This window comes from Flagellimonas oceanensis (assembly GCF_003992595.1).
Classification (GTDB): Bacteria; Bacteroidota; Bacteroidia; order Flavobacteriales; family Flavobacteriaceae; genus Flagellimonas; species Flagellimonas oceanensis.
This window is the reverse complement of the sequence record NZ_RZNA01000018.1, coordinates 126,410-145,567: the sequence shown is the minus strand read 5'-3', so window position 1 is coordinate 145,567 and position 19,158 is coordinate 126,410. Positions and strand designations below refer to the sequence as shown.

Below are 19,158 nucleotides of genomic sequence, written 5' to 3'. Positions count from 1 at the left end.
TCATGGTCTTTTGGGGCGCTACCAATCAAACTAACTTAAATAATGAAAACACATTATAACGTAATCAAAGTCATTGCTTAGTTCTGTACAAAATTTGGGTTAATGTCCATCTCACGTTGTGGGATATAGAAAAACTCCCTTGTCCCGGTGATGAAGGGTTCAGCATCCTGGATTTTATCCACCATACCAAAGCGTTTTAAATCTGGCCATCTATGGTTCTCAAAAGCAAGCTCCACTCTTCTTTCCTGCAATAGTTTTTCTTCGAAGGTTCCTGGAGTGGAGGCATCAATATCGGGAAGATTTACCCTATTCCTAATCTCATTGATCAAATCATAGCTTTCGGGTGTTTCCCCCAATGCTTCGGCCAGCATAAGAAGTACATCTGCATATCTAAAAACCACAAAGTTGGTATCGGAATCGTTTTCAATTGCCAAATCAGATCGGTACTTTTTGATGTACCTAGCTTCTATGGTCTCTCCTTCCAAATCCACATAAGAATCCCCCATCGATATATCATACCGAAGGTCACCGTCCTCATATGCCTCCAACATGGAAACCGTAGGTCGGTTTCGCCCAAATCCTGAGCCTGTTTGCAAATCGGTACTGGGTGAAAAATCGTTGGTAAAAAGGCTTCCTTGTCCAATCCCCCCACTGATGTATTGCACCTCAAAAATGGATTCCGCATTGTTCTCATTGGCCACACCCCATAAATCGGCATAGTCTGGAAGCAGTTCATATCCATAATTGGCTATGATTCTCCGAAGTACCGTTTCAGCAGCAGAATCTTCACCCAAGGTCAGCAATACCTTGGCCAAAAGAGTAGCAGCCGCTCCCTTTGTTGCTTTTCCCACTTCACTGCCCGAGTAAGAAACCGGTAAGGCATCTTCGGCCGCGGTCAGGTCCGTGACCAATTGTCCCAAAATCGTGTTTTGGTCGACCTGTGTCAGCTCTTCCCCAGAGATATATGGTGTAAGCTGTAAAGGGATGTTTCCAAAACCGATGGCCATATGATAGTACACCAATGATCTAATGAACAGTGCTTCTCCTGTGACCCTGTTCTTTAGGGAGGCATCCATTTCCACATTAGGTATCCGTTCCAAAATCACGTTGCAATTGGCAATCACCTTGTACGATTCACTCCATGCGGAAGTAATCTGCTCGTTCAACGCATCTTCGGTAAAGGAATTGATTTCGGTGTATTGACGTGCCAACCCTGTGGCATCCGGACCTTGATCGGTATTATCGCTTCGCATCTCGAACATGGTCCAATACCCCCTTCCATAAATTCCTGTGCTTTGAAGCCCTGAATAACTTGCATTGATGGCCACTTCAAAATCATCCGCAGAATTATAGAAATCGGCTTCATTCCTATTGGATACTGGTGCAAGGTCGGTAAAGTCTTCACTACATCCGGCGAATAGAACCGTGCATAGTATTATATATAGAACTCGTTTCATGTTTTCCATTTTTTAGGTTAGAACTTTAAGTTTACTCCTAGGGTAAAGGATTTGGTCAATGGAAATGCTCCATAATCCTCGCCCGGGGTTAAACTGTTCGTGGTAATACTACTCACCTCTGGGTTGTAACCAAGGTAATCGGTAATCGTAAAAAGATTTGTTCCCGTAACATAGAACCTAAGTTTCTGGATGTTGCTTCCAAAAAGATTATTGGTTGGCAATGTATAACCCAAGGTCACATTCCTCAATCGGATATACGACCCATCCTCTACTTGGAAAGAAGACGGTCTGTTGTTATTTCCATGATTTCCAGATTCTCTGTCCGCCCGTGGAATCGACCCGTTCCCAGGGTCGGAAGGCGACCTCCATCGTTCATTGAAAATGGCATAGGAATTAAAATTGGCCTCCCCGTTCTTCATATGTCTTGAGGTAAGGTTCAAGATCTCATTCCCTTCGACTCCTTGGATCAAGAAGCTCAAATCTATGTTCTTGTACTTGAACCTATTGTTTACCCCCCAGGTAAAATCCGGAAAATAACTCCCGGTAACCGTTCTATCATCTGGAGTGATCTCTCCGTCCCCATCAATGTCCTTGAACTTGAAATCACCGACACCTGGATCAGGAGCCTGGGTATCCAGGGGAGCACTATCTATTTCTGCCTGTGATTGGTATATACCGTCCACTACATATCCGTAATAGCTTCCTATCGGGTCTCCTACCCTTGTTACGTGGCGTACACCGGCACTACCTGAAGAATAAATGGGTTCGTTTCCTTCATTGAGCGAAAGCACTTCATTCTTATTGGTTGAAAAATTGATATCCGTATTCCACGTAAAATCTCCTACAAAATTCTTGGTGCTCAACGCAATCTCAAATCCCCTGTTTTGTACTTCACCAAGATTTCTCAACGTAGTTTCAAACCCAGATACCGAGGAAATGGCAACATTCAACAACAAATCTCTGGTTTTTGTATCGTAGTAATCGGCCAAAAGAAAAACTCGATTGTTGAACAATCCCAGTTCAATACCTGCATCAATCTGTTCCGATTTCTCCCAAGTCAGATTGGGATTGGGAATGGTACTCTGGACCAAACCGTTGATTTCATTTCCTCCCAAGTTATAGTTTTGGGGGGATAATAGGCCAACGGCCCCATAATTGGGAATCTCAAAGTTACCCGTCTGCCCCCAACTCAATCTAAGTTTTAGCTCGGAAACGGTTTCTGACCCGACCAAGAACGATTCTTCGTTCAATCGCCATCCAACCGAGAAAGAAGGAAAATATCCCGTTTGGTTATTCTTTCCGAATCTGGATGATTTATCGGAACGAATCGTACCGGTAAACAAATACTTGTCCTTGTAACTGTAGTTGACCCTGAATAGAGAGGACAATAACGACCACTGTTCCTTTACAGAGGTGCCACCAAACACCTGTCCCCCACTGATGGTGGGAACCAAATCATCCGGATAGTTGTTGGCCAATACCTGTTTCAATGTCAAATTGTCCTTTTGGGCGGTATATCCCAAAACAGCATCCAAGTAATGGTCTCCAAATTCCTTTTTCCAATTGAGGGTATTCTCCCAAAGCCAATTGGTCTCTGTGGAAGATGATGCCTGTCCATACGGGTTACCATCCGCCGAATTTCTGTACAACAATGTGTTGGCACGGTAAAAATCCTGATTGTACAAATTAATGTATGCCCCTCCGAAGGTCTTAAAACTCAACTCCGGTAAAATATCGTAAGTCAATGCAAGGCTTCCCCTTGTCTGAAATTGGAATATTTGGTCATCCACGGCTTCGATGATTGCCAAAGGATTACTTGCCGTTGTGGTCCCACCTCCCAAATAGGATTGGTTGTTCAGTTGGTTTATGGTACCGTCAGGATTGTATGGACTCACTGTTGGAGAATGCACTATGGCTGAATAGACGATACCTGGAGGCGTGGCAAAATAAGGTGAAGATGCCGGTACCCGTTGGTTTTCGGTAACGGTCGGGGCCAATCTTACATCCAAGTTCAACTTTTTGGCAAGTTGGGAATTTAGGTTCAGCAGTACGGAGTACCGCTCAAACTTCGCCTTATCTATAACCCCGGTTTGGGAAAAATAGCCCGTGGATACATAAAAACTTGTCTTGTTCCTTACCGGTGATGCGTATGAAAAATTGTAACTCTGAACTATCCCGGTCTTAAAGATAAGGTCTTGCCAATCAGTATCCGTACCATCCCAGTTAACAAAGGATTCCGGTAGTTCGTAGTTGGCATTCCCTCTATCTCCGGGTCCTATGGGATCATTGATGGAAGCTCCATCAACAGAGGCCAGATAATTGTTGTTCCTGGCATCCGTAGTATAGTCTATCAATTCTTGGGCATTCATCAAATCCAACTTATTGGCAACGGACTGTATGCTCACATAAGAATCAAAAGAAAATACTCCTTCTTCAGAGTTGGACCCTTTCTTGGTGGTGATCAAAAGAACCCCATTACCTCCCCTAGATCCATAAATAGCTGCGGCACTTGCATCCTTGAGTACTTGAATGGATTCAATATCATTTGGATTTAGCGTAGCCAATGGATTAATGGTCGGGGGTTGGAACGTAGCCCTTCTATTGGCAACACCTCCCAACTGACTTGATGAGGTAAGGTTACGCGAAATAGGGATTCCGTCCACAACAAACAATGGGTCGTTTCCCGCAGAAATAGAACCTGAACCACGCACCCTAATGTTAGGGGCCGCTCCTGGTTCACCGGAGACTTCCTGTACCTGCACACCGGAAACTTGGCCGATCAGGGCACCTTCCGGGGTCAGTGCGGGAACCTCAACAATGGTTTCTGGGGTAATGGAGACTACAGAACCTGTCACCTTGGTTTTGGCCAATGTTCCATACCCCACTACCACAACTTCTTCAAGGGCAGCGGCATCCTGTTCCATGGAAACCGTGATGGAGGTCTGTCCTGCCACATTCACTTCTTTGGGTCTATACCCAATATAGGTTACTTGGATTTCGGTAACACCTGCTGGCAATGTAATGGTAAATTTCCCGTCAAAATCGGTAGTTGTACCCACTGTGGTCCCTTTGGCCACAATACTTGCCCCCGGCAAGGGCATACCTGCTTCGTCCAGAACCGTACCCGAAAGGTTGGACTGCGGCTTTGGTGCATCAATTCTTTTCTGGGGAACTAAATTGGGCAGTGGCCCCTTGTCTTTGTGCTTCACCACAATTTGCCTTGCGATCACCTCAAAGTACAGGTCCGTATCCTTGAAAAGTTCTTTCATGAAATCTTCAACACAAAGGTCTTTGCGGGATATGGATACCTTATGGTTCAGGTCAACATCGGAAGCTTCATAGAAAAACTTGTATCCGGTTGATTCTGTAATCATTTCAAATACATCCCCTAGCTTCGTATTCTCAAAGCTTATGGCAACAATATCCTCTTGCGTACATGATGCCGCTTTCAAATGGCCGAATATAAACAGTAAGAAAAAACAGCATAATATTCTTCTACCGACCTTTGGCGACAAAGCATGGATAGTTTTGGTTTTTTTCATAATTCTTTTAGTCTAGTTAGTTAAGTATTCGTTTTTTGGTCTACTGGTTCTTCAAATCATAAGCACTATTGTTTGTTAGGTTCTTTTATTGTTATTGTTTTTCCTTCTTTTTGATAGCTGAAGCGGGTATGGGTCTGAATTGTTTTCAAAACCCGGTCTATGTCCTCCACATCGAACATTCCCGTGAATCTTCGCTCACCCAATTCTTCAAATTGGTTTATAATCCGTATGTTATACTGACGCTCCAGCTTTTTTATAATGTTGGACATCGCCTCGTTTTCAAAGGTCAATATGCCTTTGGTCCACGACACATATGAAGAAACATCCACATCTTCCACAACAAAACCACTCTCCACATCAAGTAGCTTTGAAGCTTTTTGTGAGGGCTTTAGCATTTGTGGGGTTTTGGAGGTATTTACATCAACTTCCCCAACTCCTACCGAGCCTTCTACCAAAACCACTTCCGCCACTCCATCCTCTGTATAAGCGGATACATTGAACACTGTACCATACACTTGGGTATATATTGTATTGGTTTTGACAAAAAACGGTTGTTCCGGGTTCTTGGCCACTTCAAAAAAGGCTTCTCCCTGCAAATACACCTCTCTTTTGTCCTTCCCGGAAAAACTAGCCGGATAGCTCAATGTAGACCCCGAATTCAACATGACCACGGTACCATCTTGTAGGGTTACCGAGAGCTTTTTCCCATAAGGGATCTTCAGTACATTGTTTTTTTCCACTTTCTTCCCTTTGGTTCCATTCTTTTGGGTGAGTACTCCTTCTACCAAAGAAAAAACAGTATTTCCCTTTTTGCTTTTAATCGTTCCATTGGCACTTGGGTCTAGATTCAACACTTCACCATTCTCCAATTGCAACGTTATCATATTTAAGTCCACTCGAGGAGTCATATCCTCTTGCGGAGTACTGTATAGCAATGCAAACAAGGATGTGGATACAATTACCACTATGGCAGCCGCATATTTCCACATATCTCCGCGTACCAACAATGACCTTACCTTTTTGGAGTCATTCTCTTTTATGGTTTCCAAGAAATTTTTGAAGGCTTCCTCAGACTTCCAAGATCTGTTCTGATAATTTATCAGGAAATCTGCCTGAACATACTTTTTGAACACTTCTTGGTTGTTCCCCTTTTTTACCCACTCATACAACATTGACAATTCTTCTTGGGTAGCTTCCTGGTTGATGTATCTTGTAATAGTTCTTCTTATATCGAACTTGGTCATCGGTGAAAATTTATCTCTTTTATAAAACAGACGCAGTTTTTCAAAAAACCCTTACCTGAATTTATTTTTTTAACACAAAAATTATGGAGTATGCTTTTTTTGCCCTGAAACTTTAGAAGGAACAATTCAGGGAAAATGAACCTACAGAGAGGTTTTTAGAAGAAAATGGTCAGTTGGGCCCTAAGTCTTTTCAGTGCTTTGCCCATATGCACTTCAACAGTTTTGATGGATATATCAAGTCTCTCGGAGATCTCTTGGTATTTAAGGCCTTCCTTTTTACTCATTATAAAGACCCGCTTACACTGTTCGGGGAGGTTTTCTATTTCGGTCTCCACTCTTTTCAATCGTTCCTCAAAAAGTGAAGCATCGGTATCTGCAACTTCCAGATACGCTTCTTGTTTGAGACTCTCCAACAACTCAAATTCCTTTTTCTTTTTCCGTTTTGAGTCTATAAAGAGGTGGTAGGCTATTTTGAAGATGTAATGCTTTAGTTTGTTTTCTTGGACAACCAACCGTTCCCTGTTGTCCCATAACCTAATAAAAGTTTGTTGGGCTATATCTTCGGCGACCCTTGTACTGCCAGAGACCACCGTCATGTAATTGCACAGTTCTCTATGGTATATCCCAAAAAGGTATCCATAGGCTTCTTGGCAGCCTTCTTTCAGCTGCTCAACAAGAAGATGTTCATCACTGTATTTTTTTTGGTCCATATATTTTCGTCTTGGTCATTCAGCGCGCGACCATTGGGAATACTTCCATTGTATCACCAATACCTGTCTCACGCTCTTAACGTAGCGGTAGTTCAAGCAAAGTGGCATGAACTACCTTTATCTCAAACGAAAAAGTGCCGTTACATAAAAATCCCCCAATACAATCTTGGGCTATTTTTAATAAAGGGAAGCTGTATAAGCTCCTTATTTCAATTCTTTGATCTGAAGTGACCAATAGAATAAATACCAAAAAACGTTAACAAATTATAAAAAAATCTTTAAATGATTTGTTTTTTAAAAAAATATGAAGAGGAGCTTTGATTCCCCTATTACCCATTTCACCAATTAGCTTACTGTAACCCTATACCGAAAGCATTGGAATTGTAGATGAACTAAATCCTACTATTGTGTTTGGATGTACAACTCCGGAATAAGATTGATCATGGCTTACACACATCGGTTTCCTAAAGGGAGTTCAGCTTGATTTTTAACACGACCTATATCGTCATGTGTGCAAGTTATGAGATAGGGACGAAGCAATTACGGCCGTGTCTTCTAAAGAGGTTTGGGATATGGCAACCCCAATGGTTATAAAATATCAATAAAAAGGCTATATATCAACCTTAAAGTTAAAACCAAGGATTCCAAAAGCAATGGAGACCATGACCGATAGTGCAACGATTATCCATCTTCCAATAATCGAGCATATTCCGGATATAAGTTCGACAACACCTACCATGGACATTATAAATTCATTGGTCAGCAGCCCATGGCAAGCGAACACAAATTCTTTGATCATCACTTGGTTGTGCGGAAGAAGTTCAAAAAACATATCCAACCCGAATAGGATTAAGGTAACCCCCAATCCTATTCGAACCATTTAATATATTCTTCTGGACATTCCTTTATTTCTTGGTCAAATGATATCCAGCCGATTCAACGGCAGAGGTAATTTCCTCTTCCGTGGCACTTGTAGTCTGAACGGTCAATAATTTGTCTTGGGAGGCAAAGTCAACCGACCAATCGGTCACGCCATCCACCTTATCCAAAAATGGTTTTACGGTATTGGCACACCCACTGCACTTAATATTTGATTTGAATTGTAATGTACTCATGTTCATCAATTTTAAATTAGAGAATTATTAAAGTTTAATTGTTTTAAGTCTCAAACTGTTCAATACGACCGATACACTGCTAAAGGCCATAGCGGCACCAGCTATCATCGGATCCAACAAAAATCCATTGATCGGATACAGCAGCCCTGCAGCTATAGGAATTCCAATGATATTGTATATAAAGGCCCAAAAAAGATTTTGTCTTATACCTATAACGGTCTTATGGGAGAGCTTCAGCGCTTTGGGAATCGCATTTAAATCAGAGGTGATCAGGGTCATTTTCGCGACATCCATGGCTATGTCGGACCCTTTGCCCATGGCGATGCTGACATCTGCTTGGGCAAGTGCCTGCGAATCATTGATACCATCGCCCACCATAGCGACCACCTTTCCACTTTCTTGAAGCCTTTTCACAAAATCAGCTTTCTCTGATGGGAGCACTTCGGCTTCATAGCTTTTGATACCTACCTGTTGTGATACGGCTTCGGCTGTCATCTTGTTATCACCGGTCATCATGTAAACTTCCATACCATTCCCCTGCATTTCCCGTATGGCTTCCTTTGAGGAGTTTTTTATGCTATCCATAATGGCCAAAATCGCCTTTACCTTGCCTCCACCGCCAAAGTATATGACCGTTTTGGCCTCCTGCTCTAACCCTTCGACCATGTGCCCCAGGTTGTCATCCATGGCGATTCCTTTTTCGACCATCAACTTATGATTGCCCACAAGGTATAGGGTTCCATCCAATGCCTCAGCGCGAACACCTTTTCCTGTAATACTATTGAAGTTCAAAATTTCGACCGGATTTACCTTTCTATTTTTTAAAAAGGAGACCACGGCTTCAGCCAAGGGATGTTCGGACTGCCCTTCCATGGCATATAAAATTTGCTCCAGGGCCCTGTGATCGGTCACATGGTCCGCAAAGACCATATCGGTCACCATTGGCTTTCCTTCTGTTATGGTTCCCGTTTTATCCAGGACAATGGCATTTACTTTGTAACCCAACTCCAAACTTTCCGCATCTTTGATGAGGATATTGTGTTCGGCCCCCTTGCCGATTCCCACCATGATGGCCGTGGGGGTTGCCAAACCCAGCGCACAGGGACAAGCTATTACCAATACGGCAACTGCGGTCAACAGTGCATGGGTAAAAGCGTCCTCACCCCCCAGGAACATCCAGGTGATAAATGTCACCAGTGAAATCGTCATTACCACGGGAACAAAAATACCGGCAATCCTGTCCACCAATTTTTGTACGGGCGCCTTGCTCCCCTGTGCTTCCTGCACCATCTTGATGATCTGGGACAAAAGGGTCTCCCCTCCCACCCGGTCAGCTACAAACTGAAAGCTTCCTTTTTGGTTTACGGTACCGGCAAAAACTTTTTCATCCTTTGTCTTTTCTACAGGGACGGGTTCGCCTGTGATCATACTTTCATCAACATAGGAACTTCCTTTGGACACCGTTCCATCCACAGGGATTTTCTCTCCCGGTCTGACCAATATCGTTTGACCTACCTTGACCGAAGAAATAGGGATTTCCCTTTCCTCCCCATCTGCTATCACCTTTAAGGTCTTGGGCTGCAACCCTATCAATTTCTTTATGGCGGAGGATGTATTTGATTTCGCCTTTTCTTCCAATAATTTCCCCAATGAAATAAAGGTGATGATCACTGTGGCCGCCTCATAATATACATGGGGTTCCATGCCTTTACTGAGCCAAAATTCAGGAAAAAAGGTATTGAATGCACTGAACAAAAAGGCAATGCCCGTACTGAGTGCGACCAAGGTATCCATATTGGCCTTACCGAATCTGGCCTGTTTGAGGGCATTTATGAAAAAACTTCGGCCAAACCAGAACAGAATAGGAACGGCAAGTACCAACGAAATCCACCTACCCAGGACCCAATCCATAAAAAACATCCCCAGAAGGAAAATGGGAAGTGTCAAAATAGCGGACCAAAGGGTTCGCTTTTTTATGGATACATAATGCTTTTTCGAAAGCTCTTCCTGTACTTCGGTAGGATCCTCGGCATCCACAATTATATCATAACCGATTTGACGTACCGCATTTTGAAGATCGCTTAGGTCCATAGCACTGTCATACTCCACAAGGACCGTACTATTGGCAAAGTTGACACTGGCATTGTAGACCCCTTCCGTATGGCCTAGCATGGATTCCACGCTGGATGCACAGGCAGCACAGGTCATTCCAGTGACCGGGAAAGATTTTTTTGACACCGTCTTCGGTTTCCTTTCGGTGTCCTCAATAATATCGATTGCATCCATTTTCTACTCCGATTTGTATGGTACAAATTTCAGAATAGACCTAAAATGCACTGTTACGTTATTTACTGAAAGAGTTGTAGAATTTTCCGAAAAATCAACTTTTATCTTTCCTCGTCAAGTACTTATAATTGGTGAGTGGTTTATAGAATTCGGCAACATCTATGAAATCAGGTTCGCCCACGTCAATCTTTTTTGGAGAATTTGCCCCGATCAGTTTAGAATATATTCGATAGGACAAACCATTGTAGTGAACTTGGGGCAAAACAAGAATATTGGTAGTAAATAATCGCCTCTCATTCGGCCAGATTCTTTGTTTCTTCCCTAAGAGATCCCTCGAATTTAGGAATAGGCCGCTTTTCTTTTCCTGCTTCGGTTTCCACTATTCCATTTTCCTTGATGTCGTTTATCAACCACTGCATTTCCATTATCTCCCTGCGTTGTGCCTTGATAATTTCATTGGCAAGCTCCCGTACCCTGACATCTTTTATTTGAGAACGTTCACTGGTCAAAATAGCAATGGAATGATGGGGTATCATTCCTTCCATGTAGTCGACTCCTGAAACGGTAACCTGACTCCTGACCAGCCATATCCCACCTGCAATCAACAAAACACCCAAGGCTAATATTGACATGTTCTTGCGTCGGTCTTTATACATCTGTAGCATATATAGTAGCATAATAATGATCATCGATCCCCCCATGATCAAAGTCATGAAAAATCTAGTCTCACTATACCAAAAATGATCAATGATTTGATATGAGTGGGTGTACATTAAAAAAAACATGGCGACCATTGAAGTACCAATCATCGCAAAAAACTTTAAATAATTATTGGATTTCCTTTGACTATCTTCCATTGTGCAAATTTTATCTGGTTATTGTGATTATTCCTTGACTTTCGAGTATTGAATTGTTCCATTCCAATTGTAGGCCTGACAATTTACCTGTTCCAGTTATCGTATATCGGTTCAATTGGCTTTGTTCATCGCTTGTATTTTATATTGACCCCCCTTATTTTCCAATGCCTTTTGTAGCTTTTCAAGGGGGACCTCAAATTGCGACTCCACTGTAGCTTCTGCGTTTTTTAGATCGACCGCTACATCGGCTACACCGGCCACATTGAAAAGAGCTTCTTCAACGTGCCCCCTACAGCCATCACAAGTCATTCCTTCTATTTGGTATCTTCTTTTCATGTTGTGATCATTTTTTATTTTAACAATTTTACACCTAGAATCAACAATGTTGGTTCCAACACGTATGGGAAAAGTAACACTTTCTGTATAAGGGCGTTGTTTGAAAAAAAACAAACCTTGACCCATTTGCGAAGAAAGGTGTTTTTTAAATAGCGTTTAGGAGGCTGGTTCCTTGGAAAGGTATTGCGCCCTTAATGGTAGAGGTTAAATATCATCAAGCGATATTCTATTTTGTATGGCACTTTTCTTAAATTGTGTAGGTGTCATTCCAGTAACTTTTTTAAATTGGTTGCTTAAATAGGCAACGCTGCTATAGTCCAATTGAAACGCTATTTCCTTTAAGCCCAATTCGTCATAAACAAGAAACTCTTTGATCTTTTCAATCTTTTGGTTGATGATATATTGCTCCAAGGTAATGCTTTCCACCGCGGAAAACAGCGAACTAAGATACTTATAGTCAAGATGCAATCCATCGGAAAGGTATTCGGGCCATTTGACCTTTTCCATGGGTCCGGTGTAGTGTATCGCCTCAATCACTAGGTTTTTGATCTGTTCTATCAACTGACCTTTACGATCGTTGATGATCGTAAATCCAATTTTCTCAAGTCGTTCGTTGAGACCTTCCCGTTTTTCAGGCGTGATTTTCCCATTGAGGGTTATTTCACCCAACGACACATTCATATAGGGAATGCCCTCATCGTCCAAAATACCTTTGACGGCCATGATGCATCTCGGACAGACCATGTTTTTGATGTACAACACATCTTTCGATTTACTGGACCCAACTTCCATATCATGCAGTGAATTTCCACAGGGCCTTCAAAAAAATGACGACCACTGCCAATATAACGATCAATATCAAGGCCAATATGCCAAGGATTTTCTTTCTTTTTTCCTTTCTATTCTTGGCCGGATCCCGTTTCTTTTTCGCCAGACCCCTTTTTTTCTTTCGCCTTTGCCTCCTAAGTTCGCTCATTTTTCCCAAAATGGTTCAACTGGCACAATAGTCAACTATTTGCTCCTAACAGGAGTCCTTTGCCAAATAAGTATGTCAATGTGTTTGAACTATCGCCTTTTCCATAATTTTCTGATCGTTGGTGAGCTGACATACCACAACAAGAATCCGCTCAAAACGGTAATCAATCCCATCAGGGAAAAAATCCGTAAAACCATGGTGTTAAAATCGTCCCGTCCCTCATAGTCCATGGTATGGGTCATCCACAAAAAATCGAACCATCTCCAGGACCGATACCTTACACGTTGAAACGACCCATCGGTCTCTGAGACATACGCTTTAAGGTTTTCATCCGTTTCATAGGTGATCACATAGGCCGGTAATGGACGTCCACGATACTCGTGCTGCCCACCTGTTTGGGTGAGTCTTTCGACACTTTTGACCTTAAGTTCGGGCAACATATACTGTGAAGCAACGGCCAAGGCCTGTTGTTCATCGATACCCTTTTTGATCTCCCCCGTTTGTGCATCCATCAAAACCCCACCATTGATCCAATAATAGGGACTTCCCCCTATATTTCTCATTTCCAAAGATTTGATTTTAACGTTCCCGTGTCCATTGGGAGCAATTAAATTCCCAAATTCTGACTGGTCCGGATGCTCCTTGATGAATTGATCTCCATGGATCTCGTCAATGTCCGTCCAACTAAAATATAGTCCACTGATGGTCCACATTAGGAACTGGATCCCAATAAATAGGCCAAGATATCTATGTATCTTTCTGACCTTCATCGATGTTTTTCTTCCGACCATTAGTTCTTCCCGTTGTTCCGTGAGGAGTTATGCATCTTTACAATTTTCCATTCCCCATCCGTTTTTTTAAGGATGGCAGTGGCAACCCCTTTTCTGCTGATTGTTTTGGCCTCACCTCCATTTTCCGATTTTAGGCCAATGGTATAGACATAGCTTTCCGTAGTAAAGGCAAAGGGTAGCTCCACCTTCACTTCAATGGTATAATCCGAAAACCTAAAACTGTTGAAATGTCCAAGTTCTGGACCTATATGATGGTCGAGATAATGTTGATAGGTGCCTTCCACGCCCCCGGATTCAAAAACTTCGGAATCTTTCGCAAAAAGCTCCAAGGTGCCTTCCGTGGTCAAATTTTGCAGGGCCTCCTTGTAGCTTTCCATTATCCGCAGCACAGCGGCCCTGTCCTGGTCTAGGTTTTCCTTGTTAGGGTTTGTTTGGCCAAAGCTTGTCCCTGTGAGAAATACGGCCATTAGAAAAATCTGTAAAGTAATACGTTTCATTGGTTTGTTTTAACATTGTTTAGGTTAGTATATATTGTATGATAAAGGCTCCCAGGACAATCGAAATGACGATCCCATATAGGATATGGGCCAACCATTTTTTTAAAATGGCCTTTTTCGGCTGCACAGGTCCATTGTCACGACAACAATCTTTCATCCTTTTTTTCCATTAGTGCCTGACAAGGGAAGGGAACGATTAACTAACTAACTCACCAACCAATCAACTTTGGGTGTTCCCTTCCCTTTCAGGACTTTATTTCCTCATTCATAGTAACCGGACATGACCAACAACAATAGCAATATCGTTTGTCCCGGTTTTAGGGTAATTTCCATGTCATTTTCAATTATCCAATTCTTCCATTAGATCATTTACCAAGGTCAATATCCGTTCTTTCTCTTCCACCGATAATTTTGCATCCTTATGGATCAGGGTATAGGAAGATAGGGGCATCTTATCGTCTTCGATCTGACTTGCGATGGACTTTAGTTTGCTCCTTTTTCTTCGATCCGAATAGTCGCCCCATTCATTGAAATTGAGTTCTTCCTTTCCCTCTTTTATGTGTTCTTCCAAAAACCAGGCGATGGGTTGGACCTTATTGTACCACGGGTATTGGGTGTTGTTACTGTGGCAATCATAGCAAGATACCCGCAAATCGTGTTCGATATCCTTGGCAACCTGGTTCACCGACATGAAGTCCGTATCGGGAACCACATCGCTCAAGTTGGGATCTGTGGGCACAAACTGGATGCCCACAAATCCCAACAGCACTACCAATACTATGATTTTCAGTACTTTCATTTAATTGATTTCCTTTTGCACCTTACCACAGGTCAACATCTTACTTCCAAAAAATGGATTCTGGATTTCGCTACTTGCGCTGAGCCACGTTCCTCCTTGGTTGTTGTTGTACATGGGGCAGAATTGTTGGTACAAGGTTTTGGAAGTCCCGGTTATGGCAATAAAATCGACCATATCCTTGCCCAGTCCCTCAAAGTGTTCCCGTTGGTGACCGATATCACTTTTGGCGATATGCTCCCCATGTTCCTTGGCCACTTCAATGATATCGGACAGCTCCTTCTGTTGCTGTTCATCGTATACGCTGATATCAAAGCTGCCCAAGGCACTGGCCAAGGCTTGGCCCGATTTGGCCGCTTCATCCTTATTGTCCGCCACCAGGGCATCCTTCAGTTGGAGGTAGCTATCGATCACAGATGTGCCCTGTGCATCGGACGAACCCATATCATGGTCCATGGTCCCGTGGTCCATTTCCCCCGCAGAGCTCTCATGGTGATGGCCCTCTTCCGTTCCCATCTCCATATGGGCTCCTTCCTTGTCATTTGTTTCCTTCTTACCGTCCTTACAGGAAATCACGGTAATGGTCAAAAGCGCAATGGCAATTGTACTTAATGTAACTGTTGTTCTTTTCATTGTAATTGATTTTAAGATTAATTCCTCGTTTTGATTGCCCGGGGTAAGCATTTTTGTATTATCCCCTATTATTGTTACTATTTTAATTTTTTCATCTAATTTTCCATTTCTCCCACGCAGGCACTCAGCCCTTATTCTTCCTCGACCGTACGCTTTTTCCCCAAAAACAATCGTTCCCCGAAAAAAATAAGCACCATCAATACCAGGGCAACAATGACCACCAAAAGATCACTACCGGCCTTTGACCAAATAAAGGCGCCCAACACCAGTACATCCAGCACAAGGGCCGTAATGAGGATAATGGGATTTGCACCGATTTCCTTTCGTAGATTGTTTAGGACCCCCCAATGGATCCCGATATCCATGATCAAATAAAAGATGGCCCCCAATGCAGCGATCCGGCTCAGATCGAACAACATGGTGAGCCCTATGGCAATCACCACGGTATACACCAACATATGTTTCTGTATGTCCCCGGGAATCCCAAAATGTCGATGTGGTATCAATTCCTTTTCAGTGAGCATGGTGGTCATCCGGGAAACGGCAAAAATGCTGGCAACGACCCCGGAAACGGTGGATATGATCGCCAGACCAACGGTGAACCAGACCCCATATTTTCCAAAAGCGGGTCTGGATGCCTCGGCCAGCGAATAGTCCTTGGCCGCAATGATTTCCTGGATGGAAAGATTGGAAGAGACCGCAAATGCCACCATGAGATAGACCAGGGTACATATCACCAAAGAAATGACAATGGCCCGTCCCACGTTACGTTTGGGATCGACGATCTCATCCCCACTATTGGTAATGGTGGTAAAACCCTTATAGGCCAATATCGACAGTGCCAATGCCCCCAAATAATCCACCAGGGAATGCTCGGTCAAGGACTGGGAAGGAACGACCTGATCAAAGGTAAATCCAGCTGCCCAAAGGCCACCAATGGCAAAAACCGCTATCCCGCCGATTTTTAGTATGGCCATGACCAAGGACGATCCCCCGATAGCTTTGTTTCCCATCACATTGACAATAAAGGCTGTGATCAACAACAATACCCCAAGGATCGGGGGCCAGAATCCTTTCGACTCCACATCAAAAAGCTCCAATACGTAGGTCCCGAACGTCCGGGCCACCAAACTCTCATTGATGACCATGGAAAGGGCCATCAGCAGTGCACCGGTAGCGGTCCAGGCCGTTTTACCGTAAACCTTTTTGAGGTACATGCCAATGCCCCCGGCAGAGGGGTAGGTATTGGACATTTTGACATAGGTGTAGGAACTGAAACCTGAGATGACTGCCCCGATTAAAAAAGCAAAGGGAAACCATTGGCCGGAGAGTTCGGCAACCTGACCCAAGAGCGCAAAAATTCCCGCACCGATCATCACACCGGTTCCCAAAGCAATGGTATTGGTCAGACTCAGGCTATTTTTTTTGTATTCTGCCATTTAAAAACGGGCTAGCAGGCCTCCGCCCCAACCATATCGGTTGTTGTAATTGGCCTGGATTGAAAAATTACGTGAAAGGATATAGGAGGCCCCTACCAGCCATTGGGTCTCACTTTCATAGGATGAATTCCCCAAATCGTTGACCCATCCAAAATCGGCCCGAAATTCATATTCCCCCTCGAGGAAAATCCTGGGAAAAAGCAATAGTTCCCTATCCAACCTTATTCTTGGACGCAGCTGGTGGTCCATACTCACATCCATATTAAAGCGGTATGGGGTAAAATACTTGACCCCTATCAGTCCCACTGTATTGAAACGGTCATAGGAATCAGGGATGGAGGTTTCCGTGTTCACCCCTGCATAGACCCGTACCCAGTCATTGAGATACCTGTTATAATTGACTTCCACCTCGGCATTTTGGTCGTAGTCAAATTCTGCCCGTACCCCAAATTCATTCCTGATATTACTTGAAACAAGGAAGAGTTCATTAAAATTGGAACCCAATCTGGCAGCACCCCAAGCATAATAATGGTCAGTTTCATCTACCAACTTTTGAACAGGAAAATCCTTCATCCTCAGATCCCTTGGGGTATCATAACTGAAAACCCTGGCCATGCCCCCCATCATGTGGTAGAGGATATGACAGTGGAAAAACCAATCCCCGTACTCTTCATTATAAAATTCGATGACCACTTTCTGCATGGGCGGCACATTGACCGTATGTTTCAAGGGTGACTTTTCACCATTCTCATTGATGACCCTGAAATAATGCCCATGGAGGTGCATCGGATGGTGCATCATGGTCAGGTTGTTGAGGGTGATCCGGGTTACTTCCCCACCTTTGATCTTGATCTTATCGGTTTCTGAAAGTGGCACACCGTTCATACTCCAGATATACCGTTGCATATTTCCCGTCAGGTTCAACAGAATGTCATTGACGGGCAGATCGGCATTATAGGTAGTACTTTCCTTTGCTTTTAAGAAGTCATAGTTGAAATACGTTTTACGGGTATCGTAATCAAAAGCTGAAGTGTCTTTCTGCATCATTGGCATAGTCTGAACCATAGGGTTTTCCATCTTGTCCTTATGTCCGGTGGATTTCATTGACGTTGAATCCTTTTCCATTCCTGCCATATCCCCCATCTTTTTATCCATCTCCATGTGCCTATGATCTTCATTCGCATTCATAGGCCTTTTATCATCCATCTTCGCAATGGGTTTATCCTTTTGACCGCTCATTTCGGTCTTATCCATCGACATCCCATTGTGCATACCCATATCCATGCTGCCATCCTTCATGTCCATCTGCATCCCATACTTTTGCATCAAATATTCGGGTGTATTTTTCTTCTTGTTGCCGGCCATTGCCGGAGCTCCCATTTTCATGTCCATTTGGGCCATTTGTTTCATCATCGCCACTTTGTCGGGCCTATCGATGGTCGTTGCGGGAAAAAGCGTTCCCTGCCCTAAATGCAACGAGGTATGCCCGGAGCCGTCCTGTGCCGTGGCCGTTACCTCCAAAGTGCCTTCAGGAACGGTCACGATGACATCATAGGTCTCGGCAATGCCAAAAAGAAAACGACTTTTGGAAACAGGCTCCACATCGACACCATCCCCGGAAACCACCATGGGGTTACCGCCACCGAAATCCATCCAATAATAGGTGGAGGCAGAGGCATTGACGAACCGGAGCCGCACTTTTTCCCCTGGTTTGAAATCAGGGTATTCGGCCAATGTTTTCCCATTGGTCAAAAATGCGGGGTAGTAGATATCCGCAATATCCGCTCCTTCCATACGATCTCGCCAAAATTTGAGTTGTGCACCTAGTGCACCTTCCTTGATGACCCTGCTCAAGGGCACCGCGGTCCCTTTTTTGACCTGGTACCACTCGTTTCCCCGTTTAAGGTTTCGGAGCACGTTCATGGCCTTTTCGTTCGTCCAATCGGAGAGCACCACGACCAAATCCTTATCGTAGTCCAACGTCTTTTCCTTGGGATGGATCAGTATCGAGCCATACACCCCCTTTTGCTCTTGCAGCATGGTGTGGGAATGGTACCAATAGGTACCTGATTGGTTGATCGGAATCCGATATTGGAAAGTTGTGCCAGGTTCTATGGGCGGTGTGGTCAAATAGGGAACCCCGTCATAAAAATTGGGCAAGATCAATCCATGCCAGTGTACGGAGGTTTCCACATCCATCTTATTGGTCACGTTGATCAGGGCGAGGTCACCCTCGTTGAATTCCAAGACCGGTCCCGGAATACTCCCATTGATGGTCATTGCATCGGCAGTGACCCCACCGAGGGTCAATTTGTTCTGTTCCAGTACAAGATTGTATTCCCGAACGGGTCTACCTTCCTCTTTTCTGTCCTCACCATTTGTCCCCACTTGCCCAAAAACATGGGTCGTCAAGGCAGTTAGGACAAAAAACAAGATTTTAGATTTCAATATTTTCATCATTCATTCATTTACATTTGTT

At 43.6% G+C, this 19,158-nt stretch carries 16 protein-coding genes; all 16 read right to left on the bottom strand.

Annotated elements, in window-relative coordinates:
* Nucleotides 1–77 precede the first annotated feature (77 nt).
* Entirely contained in the window at nucleotides 78–1,457 is a 1,380-nt protein-coding gene (locus EO132_RS05975; RefSeq protein ID WP_036386573.1) for a RagB/SusD family nutrient uptake outer membrane protein, read from the bottom strand.
* 17 nt (nucleotides 1,458–1,474) lie between these two features.
* Entirely contained in the window at nucleotides 1,475–4,999 is a 3,525-nt protein-coding gene (locus EO132_RS05970) for a TonB-dependent receptor (protein ID WP_036383522.1), read from the bottom strand.
* Between the two features lie 65 nt (nucleotides 5,000–5,064).
* Nucleotides 5,065–6,243: a FecR family protein gene (locus tag EO132_RS05965; RefSeq protein ID WP_051947309.1), complete on the bottom strand. Its 1,179-nt coding sequence runs from the start codon at nucleotides 6,241–6,243 to the stop codon at nucleotides 5,065–5,067.
* A 155-nt stretch (nucleotides 6,244–6,398) separates the two neighbouring features.
* Nucleotides 6,399–6,953 (bottom strand): RNA polymerase sigma factor, encoded by a 555-nt coding sequence (locus EO132_RS05960; RefSeq protein WP_036383520.1) that lies wholly within the window; start codon nucleotides 6,951–6,953, stop codon nucleotides 6,399–6,401.
* Nucleotides 6,954–7,563: 610 nt separating this feature from the next.
* The gene (locus EO132_RS05955) at nucleotides 7,564–7,833 is read right to left on the bottom strand and encodes a DoxX family membrane protein (RefSeq protein WP_036383518.1); all 270 of its coding nucleotides are present in this window, start codon (nucleotides 7,831–7,833) and stop codon (nucleotides 7,564–7,566) included.
* 25 nt (nucleotides 7,834–7,858) lie between these two features.
* The gene (locus EO132_RS05950; RefSeq protein ID WP_051947607.1) at nucleotides 7,859–8,068 is read right to left on the bottom strand and encodes a heavy-metal-associated domain-containing protein; all 210 of its coding nucleotides are present in this window, start codon (nucleotides 8,066–8,068) and stop codon (nucleotides 7,859–7,861) included.
* Between the two features lie 27 nt (nucleotides 8,069–8,095).
* Nucleotides 8,096–10,354: a heavy metal translocating P-type ATPase gene (locus EO132_RS05945; protein ID WP_127137022.1), complete on the bottom strand. Its 2,259-nt coding sequence runs from the start codon at nucleotides 10,352–10,354 to the stop codon at nucleotides 8,096–8,098.
* A gap of 293 nt (nucleotides 10,355–10,647) precedes the next feature.
* The gene (locus EO132_RS19530; RefSeq protein WP_235855789.1) at nucleotides 10,648–10,986 is read right to left on the bottom strand and encodes a DUF305 domain-containing protein; all 339 of its coding nucleotides are present in this window, start codon (nucleotides 10,984–10,986) and stop codon (nucleotides 10,648–10,650) included.
* Nucleotides 10,987–11,322: 336 nt separating this feature from the next.
* Nucleotides 11,323–11,547, bottom strand: a complete 225-nt coding sequence (locus EO132_RS19185) for a heavy-metal-associated domain-containing protein (protein WP_161594393.1) — start codon at nucleotides 11,545–11,547, stop codon at nucleotides 11,323–11,325.
* A gap of 204 nt (nucleotides 11,548–11,751) precedes the next feature.
* Entirely contained in the window at nucleotides 11,752–12,309 is a 558-nt protein-coding gene (locus EO132_RS05930; RefSeq protein ID WP_313790835.1) for a helix-turn-helix domain-containing protein, read from the bottom strand.
* A 303-nt stretch (nucleotides 12,310–12,612) separates the two neighbouring features.
* Nucleotides 12,613–13,314: a PepSY domain-containing protein gene (locus EO132_RS05925; protein WP_067035945.1), complete on the bottom strand. Its 702-nt coding sequence runs from the start codon at nucleotides 13,312–13,314 to the stop codon at nucleotides 12,613–12,615.
* The gene (locus EO132_RS05920) at nucleotides 13,314–13,811 is read right to left on the bottom strand and encodes a YybH family protein (RefSeq protein WP_067035948.1); all 498 of its coding nucleotides are present in this window, start codon (nucleotides 13,809–13,811) and stop codon (nucleotides 13,314–13,316) included. The genes EO132_RS05925 and EO132_RS05920 overlap by 1 nt, the downstream gene beginning before the upstream one ends.
* A gap of 340 nt (nucleotides 13,812–14,151) precedes the next feature.
* Complete coding sequence (locus EO132_RS05915) at nucleotides 14,152–14,610, bottom strand: heme-binding domain-containing protein (RefSeq protein ID WP_036385864.1); 459 nt, start codon at nucleotides 14,608–14,610, stop codon at nucleotides 14,152–14,154.
* The gene (locus EO132_RS05910) at nucleotides 14,611–15,240 is read right to left on the bottom strand and encodes a DUF3347 domain-containing protein (protein ID WP_127137021.1); all 630 of its coding nucleotides are present in this window, start codon (nucleotides 15,238–15,240) and stop codon (nucleotides 14,611–14,613) included.
* A 131-nt stretch (nucleotides 15,241–15,371) separates the two neighbouring features.
* Nucleotides 15,372–16,679 (bottom strand): APC family permease, encoded by a 1,308-nt coding sequence (locus EO132_RS05905; RefSeq protein WP_036385867.1) that lies wholly within the window; start codon nucleotides 16,677–16,679, stop codon nucleotides 15,372–15,374.
* Nucleotides 16,680–19,136, bottom strand: coding sequence for a multicopper oxidase domain-containing protein (locus EO132_RS05900; RefSeq protein WP_127137032.1), 2,457 nt, complete (start codon nucleotides 19,134–19,136; stop codon nucleotides 16,680–16,682). It abuts the gene before it with no gap.
* Between the last annotated feature and the right edge of the window lie 22 nt (nucleotides 19,137–19,158).